We start from the raw sequence: 23648 nt of genomic DNA on the forward strand, positions 1-23648 counted from the left end.
TATGCAAATCTTGTTAGATTCAGTAAACTGGATTATTGGTTTAGGGGCGACAGTATTCTTGCCAATTATTATGACTTGTCTTGGACTGGTTTTCGGTTTGAAGTTTAGTAAATCATTGCGTTCAGGAATTACTCTAGGAATTGCGTTTACTGCAATAAACTTATTTATTAGTCAATTGCTTGTTGGTCAAATTGCTCCAGCAGCTAATCAAATGATTGAAAATGCTGGTCTTCAATTAACTGCACTAGATGTTGGTTGGACTGCTGCATCAATGATTAGTTGGGCCTGGCCTTATGCTGCTGCGATGTTCCCAATCCAAATATTGGTCAACTTGGTTCTCTTATATTTTGGATTAACAAAGACATTAAACGTAGATTTATGGAATGTATGGTATAAAATATTCACTGCCGCAGTAATCTATCACTTTACTGATAATATTCTATTATCTTTTGGAATTGCAATTGTGGTAGTGATTGTTGAGCTAAAACTAGGTGATTATATTGCTCCACGTGCACAGCAAGTGTCAGGGATTCCTGATATAACGGTTCCACATTTTAGTACAATGCTAGTACTTCTTGTGATGCCATTTCTAGCATTTGTTGATAGAATTCCATTTTTAAATAAATTCGATTTAGATAGTAAAACTGTACAAAAGAAAATGGGCTTCCTGAGTGATCCAGTTCTTTTAGGAACGATAATGGGGATTCTAATTGGTGCTATTGCAGGCTATGATGTTGCGGCAACACTCAAACTTGGTATTGTGGTTGCGACTGTAACTCTTGTAATTCCGAGAATTGCATCGATATTCTCTGAGGCTCTAATGCCAATTTCTGAAGCGGCTTCAACATATATGAAGAAAAAATTTCCAGACAGAGAGTTCTATATTGGTCTAGACTGGCCAGTTCTCTCAGGGAATCCTGCAGTCATTACATCATCAGTTGCTTTAGTACCAGTACTAGTTATTCTTTCTATGATATTACCTGGAAATAAAACACTACCGTTTGGTGACATTGCTAACTTTGCATCGCTTCTTGTTGCGCCCGCAGTATTATTGGGTGGAAATGTGCTTAAGACGATGATCGTAAGTATTCCTATTCTAATGGGATGTTTATGGGGGCTAGTTCAATCGCAAGTTCCTTTACATCTTTAGCAATGAATGTTGGTTTTGCAATTCCAGAAGGAGCAACAGAAATTACATGGCTTAAAACATCACCAATTATTTGGTCAATATTTGAGATGTTTAATAAAAACTATATCCTTGTAATTGTGCTGGTGGTTCTTATGGGAATAAGCTTCTATGTATTAAAGAAATACTATAGTAAACCTATAGATAACGAAGTAGTTTAAGGACCTAAAATATTCTGTTAAGTTTCGGGTGTTGATGAAGACCAACTCGTAACATATACCAAAGAACTCCGTCATCAAAACTTGGTGATAGAGTTCTTTTTTCAATAAACAGATTTTTTGATAACACAATCCCAGTTTTTTATTGTGAGTCATATTATAAAATAAGTAATAGTAAGAACATCAAGAATAGTGGGGTTTATGTAGGATTTGTTATATTTTCCCCTTTTTCACGATATTCTAGTATGTGAAAGCGTTTACTACGATTCTATAATAGAAGCATAAGTATTCAAGGAATACAGGAGGGAAAAATGAAGTTCAAGAAATTTATAGTAGTCTTAATGGCTGCTCTCGTCCTTGTTGGTTGTTCATCAAAAGGTGAAGAAAACAAGAAATTGGTAGTATATTCTCCAAATAGTGAGGGAATTATGAATGCAGTTATTCCGCTATTTGAAGAAAAATACAAAATCAAAGTAGAACCTATCTCAGCAGGTACAGGGGAATTAGTAAAACGTATCCAAGCTGAAAAAGATAATCCTTATGGTGACGTTCTCTTTGGTGGAACATATACACAATACATGTCAAATTTAGATTTATTCCAAGAATATGTATCTAAAGAAAATGACAATGTTGTTGAAGAGTACCGTAATACTAACGGAAAAGTTACATATACAGTACTTGATGGAAGTATGCTTATTGTTAATAAAGAGTTAACAGATGGTATCGAAATTAATAGCTATGCTGATTTACTAAAACCTGAACTAAAAGGTAAAATCGCAACAGCTGACCCAGCTAACTCATCCAGTGCATTTGCTCAACTTACAAACATTCTCTTAGCAATGAGTCCAGATAAAGACTACATGAATGATGAAGCTTGGACATATGTAGAGAATCTCATTAAACAATGGGATGGTAAGATTCAATCAGGTTCATCAGCAGTTTATAAATCCGTTGTTGATGGCGAAATGTGGGTTGGATTAACATACGAAGATCCAGTAGCAAAACTTGTTAAAGATGGTGCTAAGAACATTGAAATTGTTTATCCAAAAGAAGGAAGTGTCTTCTTACCAGCTGGAACAGGAATCATTAAAGGTGCTAAGAACGTTGATAACGCTAAGTTATTTGTGGATTTCTTATTATCAGAAGAAGTGCAAAACATCTTTGGTACACAGTTAACAAACCGTCCAGTACGTATTGGTGCACAAACTGGTGACCACATGCAGAAATACGATACATTACCATTAATCTTTGAAGATATGGAATATGTATACAAGAATAAAACACAAATCGTTGAGCGTTATACACAGCTCTTCGCAGGATTACAATAAAAAACAAATTAAGTTAGGAAATGGAGTAAGAATATGAGTGTTAATATTTCAATCAAAAATGCAATTAAAAGATATGGATCTAACACAATCATTCCGGACCTTTCTCTAGATATCAAGGAGGGTGAGTTTTTCACCCTTCTTGGTCCATCTGGATGTGGAAAGACAACCTTATTACGAATGATTGCAGGATTTAATTCAATTGAAGGTGGGGACTTCTATTTCAACAATACACGTATTAATGATATGGAACCTTCAAAACGTAATATTGGGATGGTTTTCCAGAACTATGCAATTTTTCCACATTTAACAGTTTATGATAACGTGGCTTTTGGGCTTAAGAATCGTAAAATCGATAAAAGTGAAATGGATCGTCGTGTCAAAGATATGCTTGATACCATGCAAATTACTGAATACTCAGATCGTATGCCTGAGAGACTCTCAGGTGGACAACAACAACGTGTTGCATTAGCAAGAGCTGTTGTTATTGAACCTGATGTACTTCTCATGGATGAGCCTCTAAGTAACTTAGATGCTAAACTACGTATCGACATGCGTACAGCAATTAAAGAAATTCAACAAACAGTAAACATCACAACAGTTTATGTAACTCACGACCAAGAAGAAGCAATGTCAGTATCTGACCGTATTGCTGTTATGAACCTAGGTAACATTCAACAAATTGGTACACCACAAAATATTTATCAAAGACCAGCAAATATCTTTGTCGCAACCTTTATTGGACGCTCAAATATACTTGATGCAACCTATGATAAAGAAAACAGTCTACTTAAATTTGGTGACATGGCAACACTTCCTTACGAAGGCAATCGCTTTGAAGGAGATGTTGAGGGTGGTGATGTGAAAGTATCGATTCGACCTGAAGAATTTATGATTCTTAAGAATAATGAAGCTACTTCAATATTCTCTGCTACAGTTAAAACAACTGTATTCTTAGGATTAAATACACACTATACCGTTGTTCTTGATGATGGTTCATCAGTGGATATTGTAGAAGAATCCGCAATTAATCATATTTATCAAGAAGGAGAACGTGTTCAAGTTGGCGTTAAGACTGACAAGATCAATGTGTTCTCACATGACGGTTCACAAAACTATGTAAAAGGTGTTGTGAATGACAATATTCAATAAGATGAGGAAGCCAGATTTTTGGAAATCTTCTACATTTATCATCATTGTTTTATATGGTGTCTTCTTTGTCTGGCCTATTATTAATCTATTGGGACAATCTGTCTATACTAAGGAAACAGGATTTACACTTGCGAACTTCGCTAAGTTTTTCGGTCAAGGCTATTACTTACAAACGATTATAAACAGTTTCAAAGTAACGATCTTAGCTACGATGCTAACCTTGCTGATTGGTGTTCCTTTAGCGTATTTCTTAACAGTATATAAAGTACGTGGTAAGAAATTCCTAAATATTGTAATTATTCTATCATCAATGTCAGCACCATTTATTGGCGCTTACTCCTGGATCTTATTATTAGGACGTAGTGGTCTCATCACAAAGTTCTTTAGTAATACTTTAGGTATCAACATGCCTGACATTTATGGATTTAATGGGATCTTACTTGTATTAACACTACAACTCTTCCCACTGGTTTACATGTATATTCAAGGGGCGTTAAACAGTGTTGATAACACATTATTTGAAGCAGCAGAAAGCATGGGAATTACAGGCTTTAAACGTTTCTTTAAAGTAGTACTTCCACTAATCATGCCTACTATCTATGCGAGTGCATTGTTAGTATTCATGCGTGCCTTCGCTGACTTTGGTACACCAATGCTTATTGGTGAAGGTTACCGTACTTTCCCACGACTTATCTTTGATGAGTTTGTATCGGAAGTTGGTGGTGATACAGGATTTGCCGCTGCAATATCTGTTATCGCAATTGCCTTAACAACCGCATTCTTCTTAACCCAACGTTATTTATCCAATCGTAAACAGTTCTCCATGAGTGCCCTTCACTCAGTAGAACCTAAGAAGATGAAAAAAGGCCTTTCAATCTTTGTGCATAGCTTTGCGTATGGCATTGTCGCACTCGCATTCATGCCTCAAATCTATGTCTTCTATACCTCCTTCCAGAAGACATCAGGCCTACTTTTCCTCGATGGTTACTCACTTGATAGTTATCGACAAGCCTTCTCAAGATTAGGAAGCAGTATTCAAAATACATTCTTAATCCCAGGTATCTCGCTCGTCATTATCTTAATTATCGCTGTGATTATTGCTTACATTGCAGTAAGACGTAGAAATGCACTCACTGCAACAGTTGATACAATTTCAATGATTCCGTATATTATTCCAGGAACTGTAATGGGTATCGCTCTCTTAACAACTCTTTCTAAAAAACCATTCATGTTAACAGGGACTTATGCCATTATGATTATTGCGCTTGTAATTCGACGCTTACCGTACACAATACGATCATCCGTCGCAATTCTTCAACAAATCTCTATCAGTGTTGAAGAAGCAGCAATCTCTCTTGGTGCAAGTAATGCTAAAACATTCTTCAAGATTACAGTTCCTATGATGTCTGCAGGAGTTATTTCCGGGGCAATATTAAGCTGGATTACGATGATTTCAGAACTATCAACATCGATTATCTTGTATACATCACGAACACAAACAATGACAGTTTCTATTTACACGCAAGTATTACGTGGTAACTATGGTATCGCAGCTGCATTATCTGCAATCCTGACATTTGTGACCGTTATCTCCTTACTTGTATTTATGAAACTTTCGAAAGGAAAAGATATTCAAATGTAAAGGAAAGGGCAACCTTTCCTTTTTTGAGAATATCGTTATAATTGAACTATGAATAATTCGATGACAACATTTGAAGAACGCATTAAAAACACGTTTATCCGTTATGGACGTGTTCCTTTCATTATCATCCTTGCTATGACATTACTTATTATTGTGAGTTTCTATGCTTATACTAATATTTTTCAAGTAAAACAAACTCAGAGTAGTGTGGAGAGTTCCAGTCAATTGGTTATCGATGCAATCAATGATACGATAGATACAATTGAAGAGAATATTGACTATAATGAACTAATCGAAGACCCTAATACCTATTTCCAGACACTCTATCAGTATTATTATCGCTTGAATGGTAAGCTCGATAGTAAGGCTCAGTTTATTGTCTTTGAAGATAATCATGCACTCTTTATCAGTCAACCTTCTTTATTAGGAAGTGACTACAATCGACTGATTAACAGCTATATACGTGATCAATTAAATGAAGACTCGCTTTATATTACCCAGTTTGCAGAAATTAATGACCAGCAAATGTCCTCTTTAGCGATAGGTAAGAAGTTAAGTGAAAATATTAGTATTGTCTTCTATATCAGTGTTGATTACTTTAAAGAAGTTTTAGAACAACAACGTCCTAATCATGCAGTGATAGCTGACGGTTTTGATAATGTAATCGCAACAACTTCAAAAGACTTTGTGACTTCTGTTTCAAAGTTTAATCCTGATCACAAAAAAACAATTGACCTCGATCATACTAAATATACGGTATACAGTAAAAGTATTATGGACAGTCAATTAAAGGTTAGTGTTCTAGTTCAGAATCAGGAGCTGTATGTTCTTGCGATATTCATTAGTGGAGTAGCAGGACTGGCATTATTCTTTATGCAACGTATTAATCGCTTATCAGCACAAAAAGCAGGACGAGAAGTTAGTGGTTCAGTTTCGATTCTTATGGAAGGTGTAAAGCGTCTAGAAGAAGGTAACTTAGATACCCATGTAGAAATTGATACTCACGATGAATTTGAATCACTTGCGAATGCTTTCAATACGATGAGTGACCAACTTCAACTGCTTATGTCATCCAATGAAAGACTTATAGAACTTCGCAAGAATGCTGAAATCAAACAGCTTGAAGCTCAATTCAATCCTCATTTCTTATACAACTCACTTGAGACAGTTCGCTATCTCATTGAGGATGATCCGAAAACTGCTGAGTTACTGATTCTTAACACTTCCAAACTCTTACGATATAGTATCGCTGCTAGCGAGAAAGAAGTGCCTTTTAGCGAGGATATGGAGTACATTGAACTCTTCCTGCATATTAATAAACTTCGTCTAGGTGAGCGTTTTAACTACACTATAGAGATAGAAGAAGAAGTATTGGATATGAACTTACCCAAACTTATCTTACAACCCCTTATTGAGAACTGCTTAAAGCATGGTTATAAGAGTAAAGATACCCTCAATGTCGGGATAGTAGGGTATATGAAAGATGGCTATATCTACATTCATGTGATTGATGATGGCGATGGTATGACACCAGAACTTGTCAAGAGCTTTAATGACATTGATATGGATACAATCTATAATAAAGCACGCTTTGGTGTTATGAGTGTTATCCAAAGAATCCATTTGCTTTATGGAACTAAAGGAAGTGTTTATGTAGATAGTAATAGCAGTGGTACTCATATCATTATCTGCATCCCGGAAGGAGGTCTTGAAATTGTATAGAGTCTGTATTGTAGAAGATGAAGAGATTATCCGTAAAGGTTTGATTCGGTCTATAGATTGGGAAAATTTTAATAGTAAGGTAGTAGGTGATGCTGCTAATGGCTTAGAAGGTTACAAGCTTATTGAAAGAGAGAAACCTGACATTATTATTCTTGACATAAATATGCCCATAATGGATGGCATTCAATTGCTAGAAAAGCTTCCACGTCATACCTATGCTGTTATTATTATCAGTGGTCATTCTGAGTTTAGCTATGCAAAGAAAGCTATCGAATATGGCGTCAGTGAGTATCTTTTAAAGCCACTGGATCATGATGAGTTGGTGCAAAGCCTCCATCGTGCAATTCAAGATATAGAGATGAGACGCTCCTATGAAGTGAAAAGTGATGAAGCAGAAATAGTATATCAAGCACTGAAACCACATAATGATATTGAATCTACAACACTTCAAATGGCTTTAAAATATATCCAAGATAACTATAATGAAAAGATTACTTTAGATGATTTAAGACAGCATACAGGGCGTAGTGTTACACTCATCAACAACCGTTTCCAAAAGTTTTTGGGAATGACATTTAACGATTATTTAACCCGTTTCCGTATCCAAAAAGCAATTGAACTCATGCAAGAGGGAAACCTACACTTGTATGAAATTGCAGAAGATATAGGCTTTAATGACTATAAGTATTTCAATCAAGTATTTCAGAAAATTATTGGAACATCGCCCAAAATAGTGTTAACATATTTTGCACGTGTGAACGCTGAGTCTGAATAACGATTATTAATTAAAAAGAACAGCTAGATTTGAATTTTTCATTCATTTCTAAAGCTGTTCTTTATTTTGATTATTAGGCTTTGTCAGTACTGATCATCCGATCATAGTTGTATAGGAAGATTGTGACTGCAAGTAAGTCCGCACTTCCTCCTGGACTCAGGTTATGTTTCTTAAACACTCGATTCATTTTGGACAAATGGTCATTGATATCCAAATATTTAGAAGAAGCGAGTTCTTGACCGAGCTCTAAGCCCTCAATACCTCCACGCTTCAACATGTTCGTATCAACATTTTGTTCGATGAGTTTAAGGAGTGCTTCTTTGACTTTTAAGTCAGTAGGTTTATCTTGCATCATAATTGGTAATGAGTGATTCATTACTGTTGGAAGTCCTTCTTCAACCTCACCACGAATACCTTTAATACCATGTTCATGATAAAGGATTTCTCCGTAAGTCTTAGGTTTTTCGTTTTTCTCGAGTTCTTCGTAAACTAAGCCCTCTGTCATTTCTTGTATTATTGTAATTAGAGTATCAAGTTTCGGATAATTTCCATATCCAATGGCTGATAGGATGATACCAAATAAGAAGTTTGCACCTTTGTGTGTATTCACATTATTCGTTACTTGATACATATCGTGTTCAGCATCCATACCAATAGATCGTATCGAGTTAAAGAGTTCTTTTTGATTTCCATTAAAGGATAAGCCTTGAAGTAAGTAATTCTCAAAGCTTTGCTTTAAAGCGTAAGCACTTGCTACAAAATCATCGTAGTTCATGTCAGTATGAGATCCTGCATCAAGGGGATCAACTAAACCTGGCTTTGGTTCAAGACTTGCTTCATCAAGAAGTGCTTGGATTGCGAGATCAACGATTCTTTTTTGCATCGTTTCTCATTTCTAAAAGAATGAAATCACGGGATAAGCCAAGATGCTCGCGAATAATCATTTCCATTTGTTCTACTTCGCCATTACATAAACAACGATATATCATGCGGTGTTCCTGGAGAGCGCGTGCACGGCGATCGTCTGCGGTTAGTGATATATCACGGAATCGTATGAGGTAGTCACGTAAACGATTTTGAATGGTCTCTAAACGTGGCATACGCGCAAATTGATAGACCATGGTGTTGAATTCCTTTGACATCTCAATAACTTGACGGACATTACCTTTTGCCTGAGCTTCGTCAGTTCTGTCAAGTAGGTCTTCCATTTCTTTAAAGTCGTCTGGTGTCATTAGTTTCATTGAGTTCGTAGCAGCAAGAATATCAAGTACGGTGCGTATTTGATAGATTTCTAAGACATCTTCCTCACTAAAGGTTGTGACTACAATGCCAAAGTTTGGAATGTATTCAACGATTCCTTCATCTTGGATTCTTCGTAATGCCTCACGAACTGGTGTACGACTGACATTAAGGTATTCAGCATACTGTTTCTCATTTATTCTTTCGCCCATTGGTATCACACCAGTTATTATTGCTGTACGCAATCCCTCATAAATAATCTGGTTTAACGGTAGACTCTGTGATAAGTCTACAATCCGAACGAGCTCGTCCATATTTACTGCCATATTCTTCTCCTTTTATTTTTATGCCATAGTTGTGTCGCTTTCTTGTATTATACCAAACTAATTGTCATTGAGATATAAGAACCGTGTGAATTGGAAAGGGGTAAAAACACCTTGCCAGATGACAAGGTGATTGTGTAAGTTGAAAACTTGCTTATTCTTTAACTGTTGATAAAACTTCAATCGTGTTTGCTTCATCGTCAACGAGAATGTTTATTATGTCATTTCGTTGTTCAAATGAAATAAGTTGATAGAAGTGATACCCTTCAATTTCCTTCAAATAGCTGAGTTCACCGTGTTTCTTAAAACGATTCATTTGTGATTCATTTAAAGTGTGGTGTGACTTTAAGATGAATCGATTTTGTAATTCTTTATTTGAGAATCCGTTATTGCGTAAAAATGGAACATAGAGTTTACGTGTGAAACGGCGTTGATTCACAGAACGGATAACAGTTATAACCATTAGGATTCCAATCACCCATCCACCAATTGCAGGTGGGAGAATCGGTACAAAGCCAGTTAATACAGTAAAAATCAATAAAGCAATGAGACAATACAAAGTCGTTCTTTTGTAGCTAATGTTTAATGCGTCATAATATTCTTTAAGAGCTTTAAGATCAAAAGCATCTTTCTTTCCTGAATAATATGCATAAGCATGAGCATAGCTTTTCGCATCTAAAACTGGTGTCTTAGAAGGGGAATAACTAAGGTTAAAATAGTGATTCTTTGGACTTGCAACTTTATCAAACTTAAGAAATTGATAGTTTACTTGCGTTAGTTCGTAACCTTCTTGGTATTTTTCTTGTAGAAGCGAATTAATGTCTTCAAATGAGCTGAGTTGATTGATGAATTTGTACATAATAGTTCCATCCTTATATTCATAGAGTATCACAACCAATGTTTTATAAGTGTACTTTTGGTGCATTTCAAAATATTAATGAAAAAACTCTAATAAAACACCAATAATGGTCCAAGATAGTGTACAGTTTAGGTAAGGAGGTTCTTATGGAAACAAAACCAATCAATGATGCAATGAGACTTACGATTGAGTCTGCATTTTACCAAAATAATGTAGAAACTTTAGCGTCAATTTCTGATGCTTACACAATGGCCCTTCATGCAGAGGATACCATTGTTACAGATTTGGATGTATATCAGGCTGAGACTTTAGGATTACCTCAAGGTGCAAAGGTATTAGTGAATAATCATGGTTCGATTGTGGGTCGAACTGCCCGAGCTCGTCAAATATTAGGGGATGCAAGCGATGAAGGAATAATTGAACTTATTCAAGATGTTATTGCTAAGAATAGTTTTTGTGATTTTGTAAGAGCAAATGCAAGTGTTGGTCTTCATGAGTCATTTACTATGAATGCTTCACTTATGATTCCAAAGAAATACGTCAATAATGCTTATAATTTCTTGTTGAACTTTAATCCAGTTAGAGTTACAAATCCATTAGAGGAACTCTTTCTTTATGTAGATCCAGACTGGTCTTCAGAGAAGTATCCTGATGGTTTAGTTGTCCTAGATCCTATTTCCCATACTGGAATTGTCTTGGGACTCAAATACTTTGGGGAAATAAAGAAAGGAATTCTTTCTTTAGCTTGGAACATTGCTCACCGTCGTGGTTATATCTCATGTCATGGTGGCCTAAAAGTTCTTAATGGGACTGCAATTGCGGCATTTGGTCTATCTGGTTCGGGAAAATCAACATTAACACTCCATGACCATAAGGATGAAGATACTGTAGCTGTGCTTCATGATGATGCGTTTGTGATATCCAGTGATTTTAATCGTGCGATTGCATTAGAACCTTCATATTTTGATAAGACATCTGATATGAAAGAGGGATCGGATGCTATTAAATATCTCACGACAGTCCAAAATAATGGTGTAACACTTGATGCTAATGGTAAGAGAATCCTTGTTACAGAAGACCGTCGAAATAAGAATGGTCGTTGTATTAAGTCCTATTTCGCAACACCGAATCGTGTAAATCATGTGGATCAACCTTTGGATGCACTCTTGTGGATTATGAAAGATGCAAGCTTGCCACCACTTGTTAAGGTTAATAGTGCGACACTTGCTTCATCCATGGGAGCTACACTGATGACTACTCGTAGTAATGCTGAGAATGCAAGTGATGAAGGTCAAGTTGTCATTGAGCCTTATGCAAATCCATTTAGAATCTACCCGCTTTGTGAAGACTATGAAAAGTTCAAAGCTCTTTTTGATACTGGAGAAACTGCGTGTTACATTGTGAATACTGGTTACTTTGATGGTAAGAAGGTGACACCACAAGTTAGCCTTTCACTTTTAGAAGGAATTGCGAATAATACACTAGAATTTAAGAGTCTATCCACGGATGTATGTTTAGAATATGCTGTAGTTGATGGCTATGAACCGAATTTAGAGGATGAACATTATCTTGAAGCAATTGAGAAGTCTTTTGCTAAGCGTGTTGATTATGTTGCAACACTTCCTGAAGATAATGCCTTACCAGATGAGGTAAGAGAATCTTTTGCGATAAATTTTAGATGATACTATGTCCACTTTGGTGGACTAATAAGGAGATAGATTGTATAAAAGTCTATCTCTTTTTATTGATATATGAACAGAATGACAATTAAAGTGATGTTGAGAAAATATTTTCTTGAATACAAATAATTATCAAAAGTTGTGAAATAAAGTTTTTTTATTAACAAGTGATTCTCAAGAGATTATGTGTTTCTATCACACCGTTTCACAAAAATTAAGCACTTCTTACTGGATGAAAGCTTAATTTTTACTTAGGTTTTCAAAGTGTTTTTCAAGTGTTCCTAGTGTTTTGAGAGTGTTCTAAATAGCCTATTGGTATTGTTGTAACCGTTTACTGCACTTAATATAGAGGTACATTCACTCAAAAGAGTAGGAGGAAAGAAATATGTTGACATTCTTGTCATGGGCAATGATTATCGTGTTCTTGGCGTTAGTTATGTGGAAAAAACTATCACCATTTACAGCGTTAATTATCGTGCCTCTAGTATTTGCTCTTGTAGGATCAGTAATGGGACTCTACACAGATCAAATCGTTCAAATTAAGAAATTAGCAGATCCATCGCTCGTAACAGCATGGGATCAGTTCTGGGTACTTGGGGAATTCGTTTTAGCAGGTATTAAGAAAACTTCAACAACTGGTATCATGCTTCTCTTTGCAATCTTCTTCTTTGCATTGATGCTTGATGCAGGTATGTTTGATCCAATCACACGATTCATGATTAAAATCGCAGGTGGCGATCCACTTAAAGTAGTTGTTGCTTCCGCAATTGTTGCAGCTGCTGTTTCCTTAAACGGTGATGGTACTACAACAACATTAATCACATGTACTGCCTTTATTCCACTGTATAAGAAACTGAATATGAAGATGTTAAATCTTGGTGTTGTAGTTATCTTGATGAATACAATTATGAACTTACTACCATGGGGTGGTCCTACAGCACGTGTTATCTCAGTGCTTCCTGAACTAACAGGTATGGATTCACAAATCCTAAACAAACTTGCTCCAGGTATGATCGTTGCAGTTATCTATATGTTAGGTGTTTCTGTTTACTTAGGTCTTAAAGAACGTAAACGTCTTGGTGTTAAAGTTATTTCAGATGAAGAACTTGAAGCACTATTAGCACCAGCTAATGAAGAAGAAATGGCTATCAAACGTCCACACCTCTTCATTCCTAACTTAATTCTAACTATTACAGTTGTTGCATTATTAATGATTGAAAACACATTCCCATCAGTATTCTTATTCTTACTGGGAACAGTTATTGCATTAATGATGAACTATCCAAAACTTAAAGATCAAAAAGCTCGTCTACACGCTAACTCAGGTGATGCAGTTGCTGTTGTTATCTTAGTATTAGGTGCTGGAGTATTTACAGGTCTATTTACAAGTACAGGTATGTCTGATGCGTTAGCAGTTAGCTTAACAAAGATTATTCCTGAAAGCTTTGGACAATTCTGGGGACTTGTTGTTGCTGTATTATCAGCTCCAGGTACATTCTTCTTATCCAACGACGCATTCTACTACGGTGTTCTTCCAGTATTGGCAGACGCAGGAGCGGTATACGGTTGGACACAAATGGAACTTGGTGTTGCTTCCTTATTAGGACAAGCATTCCACTTACTAAGTCCACTTGTAGCGTTTATTTACTTATTGCTACAAATGACAGAATTAGATATGAAAGAATGGCAAAAAGAATCTGGAAAATGGGCAATTGGTATCTTCGTAATCTTCGTTGGTGTCGCTGCTATTACAGGTGCTGTTCCATTATTTAAATAGTCTAAACAGTGAGCGGAAAACTTTGATAGTTTCCGCTCTTCTTTTTTAGAAATTGAAATGTTTATGAAGCTGATTGCTTAAGATACATGCAATAGCAATTGAAAGTAAATCAGTAGGAATAAACATGAGCCAATAGGATGTTAATAGTTTTGAAAGAGTTATATCTATTTGCGTAATGTAATAGAAATTAAGTGTTAAAACGGTTAGGGCTAGTGTATAGAACACAAGATATCCAGGTAAGATTGAAAAGGGAAGAAGTCGATTCTTCATCTTTTGACTCAGGGTATTGAGGATAAGTGCATAAGGCATGAATCCAAGAATAAACCCTAGGGTTGGTGAAAGAAGCATTTGAATCCCACCACGAGCTCCCGCAAAGATAGGGAAGCCAAGTAAGCCCATGATGATATAAGTCATGATGACATAGAATACTTGCTTAAAACTTAAAGTTAAAGCAACAACAGTCACTGCAAATATCTGTAGGGTAAAGGGTACAAGTGGTGTAGGAATACTAATCTGAGCACAGACAGCTATAAAAGCTACAAAGAGTGCAGAAATCGCAAGGTCTTTAGTTTTCATGACTAGAGCTCCTTAATGGATATCTCACCAGAGTGAAGATGTTTCTGATTTCCGTGATTATCCTGAACTACAAGGTATCCATGTTCATCAATATCAATGGCATCATAGATTTCATCTTCTGATCCAACGATGAGCACTTTCTTACCCAGTACATTACTGTACGATTTATATTCGTCAATGAGATCAAGTCGTGATGATGGTAGTGTTTCTAATATCTGCATAAAGCTTTCGTAGATACGAGTCACAATATCATTACGATCATAATCTTGAGTATCAGTAACCGAACCATAGATTGAAGTAAGTTCTTTAGGAACTGATTGTGCTTCAAAGAGGTTCAAACCAATACCAACAATTAAATATTTATAAGTATTAGATTCAAGAATAATGTCACCTTCAGTTAAAATACCACAAATTTTACGATTCCCAATATAGAGGTCATTGAGCCATTTGATTTGAGATTCTACTTTAAGCGTTGATTCTAGAACACGACGAACTGCTACTGCTGCCCCAATCGTAATGAGTTGCGAGTCAAGAAGTGAAAGTTCGGGTGTAAAGAGAATACTCATGTAGATTCCAGATTGAGATGGTGAGTAGAAACTTCGACCACGTCGACCGCGACCTTGTGATTGGGTATCCGCAACAATTAAAGCATTAGGATTTAATGGATTTGCATCTGCATATTCTTTAGCTAAAGTGTTCGTTGAACTTACTTCATCATAGACTTGTAGAGAAACGGGTGTATATTTCTTAAAATGAGACGCCATTTTATTTGAAGATAGACGTCCATTAAGACTTAATAGGGCATAGCCTCGATTACGGATAGAGTCAATCTCATATCCTAAGTCTTTAAGCTTTTGGATTTCTTTCCAAACATTGGCACGCGTCATGTTTAGGGTATCAGCTATTTCTTGACCACTAATGTATGACTGAAATGAGGATTCTAATATATCAAGCACTGTGTTATTCATATGGACCTCCAAGTGATAAATTTATTGTAAACTATAACATATACAAAAGTTTACAATCAAGTGTTTTTCCAATGTTTATACAGTTAAAGAACACTGCAAAAACACAAGTTTGCGAGCACAGAGCTTATAATAAATGTATAGAAAGAGAAGGGATATTGATGTTTTGGCGTAAAAAGAAAAAACAAGACGAAGTCATACCACAAGTTCAACAAGACGTTGTGGAAGACTTGCCCAAAGCTATCGACTTCACGTTAGCTGTTGAAGATGAAGAGGAACGAGATATCGTTTCAATCATTGCTTCAGCCATTGTGTCCAGTGATTTGAGTGATGCAACCGTTCGCGTTAAATCGGTACGTCGCGTTGATGTCGATAAAGAAGCTGCTGCGGTAATCGCTGCTGCTGTTATGGCAAATGACTCACCAGAGTCAACATTTAGATTAATCAGTATCGAGGAGAGGAGTTAGAAATATGTTAAGAAAATTTCGAATTAAGTTAAACGATAAGGAATACGTTGTTGAGATGGAGGAAATTGGAGCACCGCAAGTTGCACCACAAGCTGCACCTATTCAGCAAGCTGCACCAGCGCCTGTACAAGAAGCGCCTGCACCAGCACCACAAGCTGCACCACAAACAAACATGGATGTTACAGGTGGTACAGAAGTTAGTGCACCAATGCCAGGAAACATCTTAGATGTTGTTGTTAAAGTCGGGGATACTGTTGCGGTAAACCAAAACTTACTCGTTCTAGAAGCAATGAAAATGGAAAACAATATTGTTGCTCCAATTGCAGGAACAGTAGTCGCAGTTAATGTTACAAAAGGTGAAAACATTGACGTTGGAACCGTAATGGTTGTTATTAAATAGTAGGAGGAAATATTTGTGGATTTTTTAATTCAGGGTTTTGTGGATGTAACGTACCAGCAACTAATCATGATGGTTATTGGTTCGGTATTAATTTATTTAGGTATTGTTAAGGAATATGAACCAACACTTCTTGTACCAATGGGTCTTGGAGCTATCTTGGTTAACTTCCCACACTCAGGTTTAATTACACAACCTGATGGGCCAGTAGGAGTCTTAAACGTACTCTTTGCTGCTGGTATTGAAACGGAGTTATTCCCGTTATTAATTTTTATTGGTATAGGAGCGATGATCGATTTTGGACCATTACTTCAGAACCCAAGTATGTTACTTTATGGAGCAGCTGCTCAATTTGGTATCTTCTTTACAATCGTAGTCGCAGTTATTGCAGGATTCTCATTACCTGAATCTGCAACAATTGGTATTATCGGAGCGGCTGATGGTCCTACATCAATTTTCGTTGCTAATAAACTAGCACCACAACTCTTAGGTCCTATCACAGTTGCTGCATACTCATACATGGCACTTGTTCCAATCATTCAACCACTTGCAATTAAACTCGTAACAACTAAAAAAGAACGTGGTATTAAAATGGATTACAAAGCGTCAGGTGTATCAAAACGTACAAAGATTTTATTCCCAATTATTATTTCTGTAGTAGCAGGTTTCATCTCACCAGTATCCTTACCACTTGTAGGATTCCTAATGTTTGGTAACTTACTTCGTGAGTGTGGTGTTCTTGAACGTCTAAGTTTAACTGCACAAAATGAACTTGTTAATATTGTTTCAATCTTATTAGGATTCACCATTTCATTAAAAATGACAGCTGATGAGTTCTTAAAAGTTCAAACACTTCTAATTATCTTATTTGGTTTAGTGGCATTTATTATGGATACCATTGGTGGTGTACTCTTTGCGAAATTCGTTAATATTTTCCGTAAAGAAAAGATCAACCCAATGATTGGTGCTGCTGGTATCTCAGCATTCCCAATGTCTGCACGTGTTGTCCAAAAACTTGCAACTGAACAAGACCCACAAAACTTTGTGCTGAACTATTCAATAGGAGCAAACGTCTCTGGTCAAATCGCATCTGTTATTGCAGGTGGAATGATCTTGATGTACTTTGCATAGGAGGGTTATGATGAACTTAAATATGGATTTAATTATGGAAGCATTACAAATAATGGTAGTAGGTATGGGAGGTATCTTCGCGGTACTTTCAATCATCTATCTTGCAAGTGTTTTACTATTAAAGGTTTTCCCAGAAGGAAAAGAGTAGAAAATTATGGAATCAATTCGTCGAATCTACATTAAACAAAGACCGGATGCATATAAAGAATGGGAAGCGTTTCTACATGCTGCCAATATTCGTCCTGAAGGAAATGTTGATTATACATGTGGCATCTATGAGGGTGATGTTCTCCTTGCAACAGGTTCACTGTATAAAAATATTATTAAGTGTGTAGCAATTCACGATGATTACCAAGGTGGAAATTACTTCAATCAATTAATTTCCCACCTCATGGAAGAAATTGCAGATCGTGGTTATCCGCAATTCTATGTTTATACCAAACCTGAATATTCTCAGTCTTTCAAATATTTAGGATTTCAAGTAATTGGTCATGTTGACAATGTCTTAGTGTTTCTAGAAAGAGCGGTATCAGGATTTGATACTTATCTAGAAGAGTTAAAGAAACATAAGAAAACAGGTGACGTTAATGCAGCTATCGTCATGAATGCGAATCCTTTTACAAAAGGTCATCAGTATTTAGTCGAGACTGCATCCAAAATGGCTGATAATTTATATGTATTTGTGGTAGCGGAAGATGTTTCCGACTTTCCTGAAAATGTTCGACGTCGCTTAGTCGAAGAAGGGTGTAGAGACTTTCCCAATGTTGAAGTGCTCTCGACAGGAAACTATATGGTTTCATCACAAACCTTCCCCTCATACTTTATTAAAGAATCAGAAGATGTAACCCGTGTTCAAGCAAGCCTAGATGCTTCAGTATTTAAAGAACGTATTGCTCCTGTCTTGGGTATTAATCACCGTTTCCTTGGTGAAGAACCCTTGTCAGTAGCTACCGAAATCTATAACGAATCACTAAAGAGTACACTTGAACCAGACATTAAAGTCGTTATTATTCCCCGTAAGGAACATGCACAAGAAGTCATTAGTGCAAGTCGTGTACGACGTTTACTTACAGAAGGAAATATAGAAGCAGTGAAGGATCTTGTTCCTTCCACAACATTTGACTTCTTACGATCAGATGAAGGACACAAAGTAATAGAATCAATGAAGACAAGGAGGAAATGACATGAGTCAATTTGTTATTAAGAATCAAGCAGTTGCTGGAACACTTGAATCATCCGATATGCAAATCATGATTGATAAAAATGATGGCAAAGGAATTGAGCTTGATTTACAAAGTAGTGTTGAATTCCAATATGGAGATCAAATTCGTAAAGTTATCTTAGAAACTTTAGATCATCTTGGAATCAAAGATGCAAAGGTTTCCGTAGTAGATAAAGGTGCTTTAGATTGTACAATTAAAGCGCGTACAATCGCAGTAGTACACCGTGCATCCGATACGGTACAATCAATCGATTGGGAGGGCTTAGAAGCATGGAACGTCTAAGAAGAACAATGATGTTTATTCCTGCAAGTAACCCAGGAATGATTCGTGATGCTAATCTTTATGGGGCAGACTCCATTATGTTTGACCTTGAGGATTCAATCTCACTTAAAGAAAAAGATTCATCCCGTTTCTTAATCTACCAAGCAATCAAAACATTTGATTTTGGAGATACAGAAACAGTAGTTCGTATTAATGATTTAGAACAAGGTGGTGTGGATGATATCCATGCTATGGTTCGCGCAGGTATCGATGTTATTCGTTTACCTAAAACAGAAAAACCAGAAGATGTACATGCTGTTGAAGCAATTATCTTAGAAGCTGAGAAACAATGTGGTCGTGAAATTGGATCCACAAAAATCTTTACAGCGATTGAAGGACCTCTTGGAGTATTAAATGCTTACAAGATTGCTACTTCAAGTGATCGTATTGTTGGGATTGCTCTTGGAGCAGAAGACTATGTTACAGCAATGAAGACACGTCGTTATGCAGAACGTAACAGTGAAGAGATTTTCTTTGCACGTTCCATGATTGTTCATGCAGCTCGTGCTGCAGGTGTTGCTGCAGTTGATACTGTATTCTCAGATGTTAATGATTTAGAAACTCTCGAAAAAGAAACAGAACTTATTCGTCAATTAGGATTCGATGGTAAATCTGTAATTAACCCACGTCAAATACCTGTGGTTAATAAAGTATACCGTCCAACAGATAAAGAAATTGATAATGCACGTAACGTTATTGCAGCGATTAACGAAGCTGAAGCTCGTGGATCAGGTGTTATTGCCTTGAATGGTAAGATGATTGATAAACCAATCGTAGAACGTGCAGAACGTGTAATTATGCTTGCTAAAGCAGCAGGTATTCATGTAGATTTGGGGGAACAATAAGATGCCAAAAAATAAAGTCGGACGTAACATACCTCAAGAATATGCTGATAAATGCGGACTCTTTGTAGATAAATTTGACCGTAAGCCTACTTATAACCGTCATGCTGCAAATGTAACTGCAGTATTACCAGGTGAATCAAAACTTAGAGATTCAATTAAAGATGTTATTATTGAAAGTGGCTTAAAAGATGGTATGACGATTTCATTCCACCACCACTTCCGTGAAGGGGATCTTCTACTTAATACAGTTCTTGACGAAATTGCTGCTCTTGGAATTAAAGGGTTAACTTTAGCTTCAAGTTCAATTGCTAACGTACACGAACCACTTATTGAACATATTAAGAATGGTGTTATCACAAACATTACATCAAGTGGTCTTCGTGATAAAGTTGGAGCTGCTATCTCACAAGGGATTATGGAAAACCCAGTAGTTATCCGTTCCCACGGTGGACGTGCTCGTGCTATTGAGATGGGAGACATTGTTATTGATGTTGCCTTCTTAGGTGCTTCAAGCGCTGATGCTTACGGAAATGCTAACGGTTCACATGGACCAGCAGCATGTGGTTCCATTGGATATGCACGTGTTGATGCAGAATTCGCAAACAAAGTAGTTATTGTTACAGATAACCTTGTACCTTACCCAAACACACCAATTAGTATTCCTCAAAATCACGTAGACTATGTTGTCGTTGTTGATAGCGTTGGGGATCCTAATGGTATTGCTAAAGGGGCTACACGTTATACTACAAACCCTAAAGAACTTCTTATTGCTGAGTATGCAAGTAAAGTTATTGAATACTCACCATACTTCAAGAATGGATTCTCATTCCAAGCAGGTTCTGGTGGATCAGCACTAGCTGTTGCTCGTTACCTTAAAGATACAATGATTGCTAAAGACGTTAAAGCTGGATTTGCTTTAGGTGGACTTACAGCTCACTTATGCGACATGTTAGAAGAAGGCTTAATCGAAAAGATTATCGATACTCAATCCTTTGACCGTGGCGCAATTGAATCCATTAAAAACAATGAAAATCACTATGAAATCAGCGCATCATTCTACGCTAATCCAGGAAATAAAGGGGCAGCAGTAAATAATCTTGATGTAGTTGTATTGTCAGCATTAGAAGTCGATACAGATTTTAACGTAAACGTTATGACTGGATCCGATGGATTAATCCGTGGAGCATCAGGTGGACACTCTGATACTGCAGCTGGATCAAAACTCAGTGTTATCTTAACACCGCTAGTACGTGGTCGTATCCCAACAATCGTAGATAATGTCAATACGATTATTACACCAGGTCAAACGATTGATGTTGTTGTTACTGAAATCGGTATTGCAATTAATCCACTACGTGAAGACTTAGTAGAAGTATTCAAAAACGTAGACATTCCTCAATTCACAATCGAAGAATTGAAAGAAAAAGCATACAGTATTGTTGGTGAACCTGAACCGATCCAATATACTGATAAAGTTGTAGCTTTAATTGAGTACCGCGACGGTAGTTTAATCGACGTAGTACACCAAGTAAAGCGCAATGAAAAATAAGAACCCAAACTATCCGTTAGATCGTCACATGTTAAGTGAAGGTGAACAACCTACACTGGAACAAGTCTTGTTAGATCGAGAAGGGCGCGTTACCTACCAGACACAACTTCGTGCTCAGTATTCTAACCAAACGTTAATTGTTCTCAAGGTCAATATGCCAGGCCCTGTGAAAAGCAATGCGTTTGTGAGCCACCTTCTCCTTATTGGAAAGACGCTCCTTCTTGATTCTATCGAAGCCCAAGGTCTAAATATAATGGTTATTAAAGAAGTAAAAACACTCGCATCACAGAATGTATTCGTAGTCGTGAACACGGATGACGCTTATGCTGTCAAACGTTTAACTGCTGCGATTGAAGATAGTTCTGATATTGGTCGTCTCTTTGATTTTGATGTTTATATTAATGATGAAACAATTAGTCGCCAAAGCTTAAACTATCCTGCAAGAAAATGTTATATCTGTGATAAAGATGCCAAAGAATGTGGTAGACAACGAACTCATACTGTTGAGGAATTGTTGGATGCCATGTATGAAATAGTAAGTAAAGAAGGGAGACAATAATGACAAAAAGAATAAAAATTACGGACACAATATTACGTGATGCTCACCAAAGTCAAATTGCTACACGGATGACAACCGAACAAATGTTACCAATCCTTGAAACATTAGATAATGCAGGATTTAACAGTCTAGAAGTTTGGGGAGGGGCTACGTTTGATTCGTGTCTTCGTTATTTGAATGAAGATCCATGGGAGCGTCTACGTACAATCCGTAAACATGTTAAAAACACCAAACTACAAATGTTATTACGTGGTCAAAACCTTCTTGGATATAAGCACTATGATGATAGTGTTGTCGAATTATTCATTCAAAAATCAATTGAAAATGGTATTGATATCATTCGTTGTTTTGATGCTTTGAATGATGTTAGAAACTTAGAAGCTTCAGTAAAAGCAATCAAGAAGTATGGTGGACATGCACAAATGACAATTTGTTATACCATTAGTGATGTTCATACTGATGATTATTACTGTGAGCTTGTTAAAGAAATGGAAGCTATGGGAGCAGATTCAATCTGTCTTAAAGATATGGCGGGTATTCTTACACCAATGCGTGCGTATAACTTAGTAAAAGCTATTAAAGCAATTACTGAATTACCTCTACACATTCATACTCACGCAACAAGTGGTGTATCTGAGATGACCTACTTAAAATCACTTGAAGCAGGAGCAGATAGTATTGATACTGCGAACTCTTCATTCTCAGGTGGTACAAGTCAACCTTCGACAGAATCAATGGTTCTTGCTCTTAAAGAGTTGGGATACCCAATCTCTGTTGACCTTGATGCATGTCAAAAAGTTGCAGAGCACTTTAAAGTTGTTAGAGAACACTTTGTTGAAGAAGGAATCTTTAATCCTAAGGTTTTAGAAACAGATCCTAATACGTTAATCTATCAAGTTCCTGGTGGAATGATATCAAACTTACTAGCACAACTTAAAGATGCTAAGCAACTTGATAAATTCTCCGAAGTATTACGCGAAGTACCGCGTGTGAGGGCTGAATTAGGTTATCCACCACTCGTAACACCTTTATCTCAAATGGTTGGAACACAGGCCGTTATGAACGTCCTGAGCGGTGAACGTTATAAACTCGTACCAAATGAGATTCGTGAATATGTGGAAGGTTATTATGGTAAATCACCAGCTCCAATTGACCCAGTAATCTTTGATTACTTAAACATTAATCCTGAATCTGTAATTACAGAACGTCCTGCTAATTTAATCAGATATGATATAAATGAAGCTCGAGAGGAATTGGGTGAGATTGCGGAAACAGATGAAGATTTACTATCTTATATCCTCTTCCCACAAGTTGCACTACCTTTCCTTAAGAAGAAACATGATCCATTCTATGATATTCCAGAACAACATGTAACGATAATTTTTTAGAATATAAGAATAAACTTAGCGACCCTATTAGATAATGATAGGGTCTTTTTTTAATTTGAAAATCAATATGATAAACAATTGAAATAATGCAATGTAAACGTAGAGTTTAGATAAGTGTTCTATAAGAAAATTGATACATAATAAATGATATAAATACTTATTCTAAGCCCAATAAAAAAGTTGAGATTGAGATAATAATATATTTTTAGTTTAGTAAAAAAACCTGTCTTATTCTTACGAAAATTCAATAAGGAAAATCAGGAACTGAAATATATTAAGCGTGAATATAAAAGGAAAACATTCATTTGTCAAGTGGTAAGTCAAAAAGAAATTGTTTATTTTTTAAATAGTATGTCAAAAATGTGTATAAATTGTGATGTTTGTTACAAA

24 protein-coding genes are annotated in these 23648 nt (G+C 36.4%); 19 read left to right on the top strand and 5 right to left on the bottom strand.

What is annotated here, in order from left to right; translation table 11 throughout:
- Nucleotide 1 precedes the first annotated feature (1 nt).
- The 7 genes from G7059_RS03165 (at nt 2) to G7059_RS03195 (ending at nt 7960) form a co-directional block, all read left to right on the top strand.
- On the top strand, nt 2-1150 hold the full coding sequence (locus tag G7059_RS03165) for a PTS galactitol transporter subunit IIC (protein ID WP_166080652.1): 1149 nt from the start codon (nt 2-4) through the stop codon (nt 1148-1150).
- On the top strand, nt 1111-1347 hold the full coding sequence (locus G7059_RS03170; RefSeq protein ID WP_166080653.1) for a hypothetical protein: 237 nt from the start codon (nt 1111-1113) through the stop codon (nt 1345-1347). The genes G7059_RS03165 and G7059_RS03170 overlap by 40 nt, the downstream gene beginning before the upstream one ends.
- Before the next feature lie 308 nt (nt 1348-1655).
- Nucleotides 1656-2672, top strand: a complete 1017-nt coding sequence (locus G7059_RS03175; RefSeq protein WP_166080654.1) for an ABC transporter substrate-binding protein — start codon at nt 1656-1658, stop codon at nt 2670-2672.
- A gap of 33 nt (nt 2673-2705) precedes the next feature.
- Nucleotides 2706-3821 carry an ABC transporter ATP-binding protein gene (locus G7059_RS03180; RefSeq protein ID WP_166080655.1) on the top strand — a complete coding sequence of 372 codons (1116 nt, stop codon included), beginning with the start codon at nt 2706-2708 and terminating at the stop codon, nt 3819-3821.
- The gene (locus tag G7059_RS03185) at nt 3805-5463 is read left to right on the top strand and encodes an iron ABC transporter permease (RefSeq protein WP_240920530.1); all 1659 of its coding nucleotides are present in this window, start codon (nt 3805-3807) and stop codon (nt 5461-5463) included. Before G7059_RS03180 ends, G7059_RS03185 begins: the two co-directional genes overlap by 17 nt.
- Before the next feature lie 60 nt (nt 5464-5523).
- The gene (locus G7059_RS03190) at nt 5524-7185 is read left to right on the top strand and encodes a sensor histidine kinase (RefSeq protein WP_166080656.1); all 1662 of its coding nucleotides are present in this window, start codon (nt 5524-5526) and stop codon (nt 7183-7185) included.
- Nucleotides 7178-7960 (top strand): response regulator, encoded by a 783-nt coding sequence (locus G7059_RS03195; protein WP_205700234.1) that lies wholly within the window; start codon nt 7178-7180, stop codon nt 7958-7960. The genes G7059_RS03190 and G7059_RS03195 overlap by 8 nt, the downstream gene beginning before the upstream one ends.
- A 73-nt stretch (nt 7961-8033) precedes the next feature.
- Here G7059_RS03195 and citG read toward each other — a convergent pair whose 3' ends face one another.
- The 3 genes from citG to G7059_RS03210 form a co-directional block, all read right to left on the bottom strand.
- Nucleotides 8034-8843 carry a triphosphoribosyl-dephospho-CoA synthase CitG gene (citG, locus tag G7059_RS03200; RefSeq protein WP_166080658.1) on the bottom strand — a complete coding sequence of 270 codons (810 nt, stop codon included), beginning with the start codon at nt 8841-8843 and terminating at the stop codon, nt 8034-8036.
- A complete protein-coding gene (locus G7059_RS03205; protein WP_166080659.1) occupies nt 8824-9525 on the bottom strand; it encodes a GntR family transcriptional regulator in 702 nt (233 codons plus the stop codon). Before G7059_RS03205 ends, citG begins: the two co-directional genes overlap by 20 nt.
- A 151-nt stretch (nt 9526-9676) precedes the next feature.
- Complete coding sequence (locus G7059_RS03210; protein WP_166080660.1) at nt 9677-10381, bottom strand: hypothetical protein; 705 nt, start codon at nt 10379-10381, stop codon at nt 9677-9679.
- Nucleotides 10382-10527: 146 nt separating this feature from the next.
- On the opposite strand from G7059_RS03210, the gene G7059_RS03215 reads away from it, so the two are divergent.
- Both G7059_RS03215 and G7059_RS03220 read left to right on the top strand, forming a co-directional pair.
- Nucleotides 10528-12063, top strand: a complete 1536-nt coding sequence (locus tag G7059_RS03215; RefSeq protein ID WP_166080661.1) for a phosphoenolpyruvate carboxykinase (ATP) — start codon at nt 10528-10530, stop codon at nt 12061-12063.
- Between the two features lie 382 nt (nt 12064-12445).
- On the top strand, nt 12446-13837 hold the full coding sequence (locus G7059_RS03220; protein ID WP_166080662.1) for a CitMHS family transporter: 1392 nt from the start codon (nt 12446-12448) through the stop codon (nt 13835-13837).
- Between the two features lie 45 nt (nt 13838-13882).
- Here G7059_RS03220 and G7059_RS03225 read toward each other — a convergent pair whose 3' ends face one another.
- Entirely contained in the window at nt 13883-14413 is a 531-nt protein-coding gene (locus G7059_RS03225) for a biotin transporter BioY (RefSeq protein WP_166080663.1), read from the bottom strand.
- 2 nt (nt 14414-14415) lie between these two features.
- A complete protein-coding gene (locus G7059_RS03230; RefSeq protein WP_166080664.1) occupies nt 14416-15381 on the bottom strand; it encodes a biotin--[acetyl-CoA-carboxylase] ligase in 966 nt (321 codons plus the stop codon).
- Nucleotides 15382-15539: 158 nt separating this feature from the next.
- On the opposite strand from G7059_RS03230, the gene G7059_RS03235 reads away from it, so the two are divergent.
- The 10 genes from G7059_RS03235 to G7059_RS03280 are packed head-to-tail and all read left to right on the top strand — an operon-like array spanning nt 15540 to nt 23258.
- Nucleotides 15540-15845: a hypothetical protein gene (locus G7059_RS03235; protein ID WP_166080665.1), complete on the top strand. Its 306-nt coding sequence runs from the start codon at nt 15540-15542 to the stop codon at nt 15843-15845.
- A 4-nt stretch (nt 15846-15849) separates the two neighbouring features.
- Nucleotides 15850-16245: a biotin/lipoyl-containing protein gene (locus tag G7059_RS03240; RefSeq protein WP_166080666.1), complete on the top strand. Its 396-nt coding sequence runs from the start codon at nt 15850-15852 to the stop codon at nt 16243-16245.
- A gap of 15 nt (nt 16246-16260) precedes the next feature.
- Nucleotides 16261-17373: a sodium ion-translocating decarboxylase subunit beta gene (locus G7059_RS03245; RefSeq protein ID WP_166080667.1), complete on the top strand. Its 1113-nt coding sequence runs from the start codon at nt 16261-16263 to the stop codon at nt 17371-17373.
- A gap of 7 nt (nt 17374-17380) precedes the next feature.
- Nucleotides 17381-17521, top strand: a complete 141-nt coding sequence (locus G7059_RS03250) for an OadG-related small transporter subunit (RefSeq protein WP_205700235.1) — start codon at nt 17381-17383, stop codon at nt 17519-17521.
- Nucleotides 17522-17527: 6 nt separating this feature from the next.
- The gene (gene citC / locus G7059_RS03255) at nt 17528-18556 is read left to right on the top strand and encodes a [citrate (pro-3S)-lyase] ligase (RefSeq protein WP_166080669.1); all 1029 of its coding nucleotides are present in this window, start codon (nt 17528-17530) and stop codon (nt 18554-18556) included.
- A gap of 1 nt (nt 18557) precedes the next feature.
- Complete coding sequence (gene citD, locus G7059_RS03260) at nt 18558-18878, top strand: citrate lyase acyl carrier protein (protein WP_166080670.1); 321 nt, start codon at nt 18558-18560, stop codon at nt 18876-18878.
- Nucleotides 18866-19762, top strand: a complete 897-nt coding sequence (gene citE, locus G7059_RS03265) for a citrate (pro-3S)-lyase subunit beta (RefSeq protein WP_166080671.1) — start codon at nt 18866-18868, stop codon at nt 19760-19762. The genes citD and citE overlap by 13 nt, the downstream gene beginning before the upstream one ends.
- A gap of 1 nt (nt 19763) precedes the next feature.
- Nucleotides 19764-21311: a citrate lyase subunit alpha gene (citF, locus tag G7059_RS03270; protein ID WP_166080672.1), complete on the top strand. Its 1548-nt coding sequence runs from the start codon at nt 19764-19766 to the stop codon at nt 21309-21311.
- A complete protein-coding gene (citX, locus tag G7059_RS03275) occupies nt 21301-21870 on the top strand; it encodes a citrate lyase holo-[acyl-carrier protein] synthase (protein ID WP_166080673.1) in 570 nt (189 codons plus the stop codon). The genes citF and citX overlap by 11 nt, the downstream gene beginning before the upstream one ends.
- The gene (locus G7059_RS03280) at nt 21870-23258 is read left to right on the top strand and encodes an oxaloacetate decarboxylase subunit alpha (protein ID WP_166080674.1); all 1389 of its coding nucleotides are present in this window, start codon (nt 21870-21872) and stop codon (nt 23256-23258) included. The genes citX and G7059_RS03280 overlap by 1 nt, the downstream gene beginning before the upstream one ends.
- The last annotated feature ends 390 nt before the right edge of the window (nt 23259-23648 follow it).

The sequence above is a fragment of the Erysipelothrix sp. HDW6A genome (assembly GCF_011400295.1).
Classification (GTDB): domain Bacteria; phylum Bacillota_I; class Bacilli_A; order Erysipelotrichales; family Erysipelotrichaceae; genus Erysipelothrix.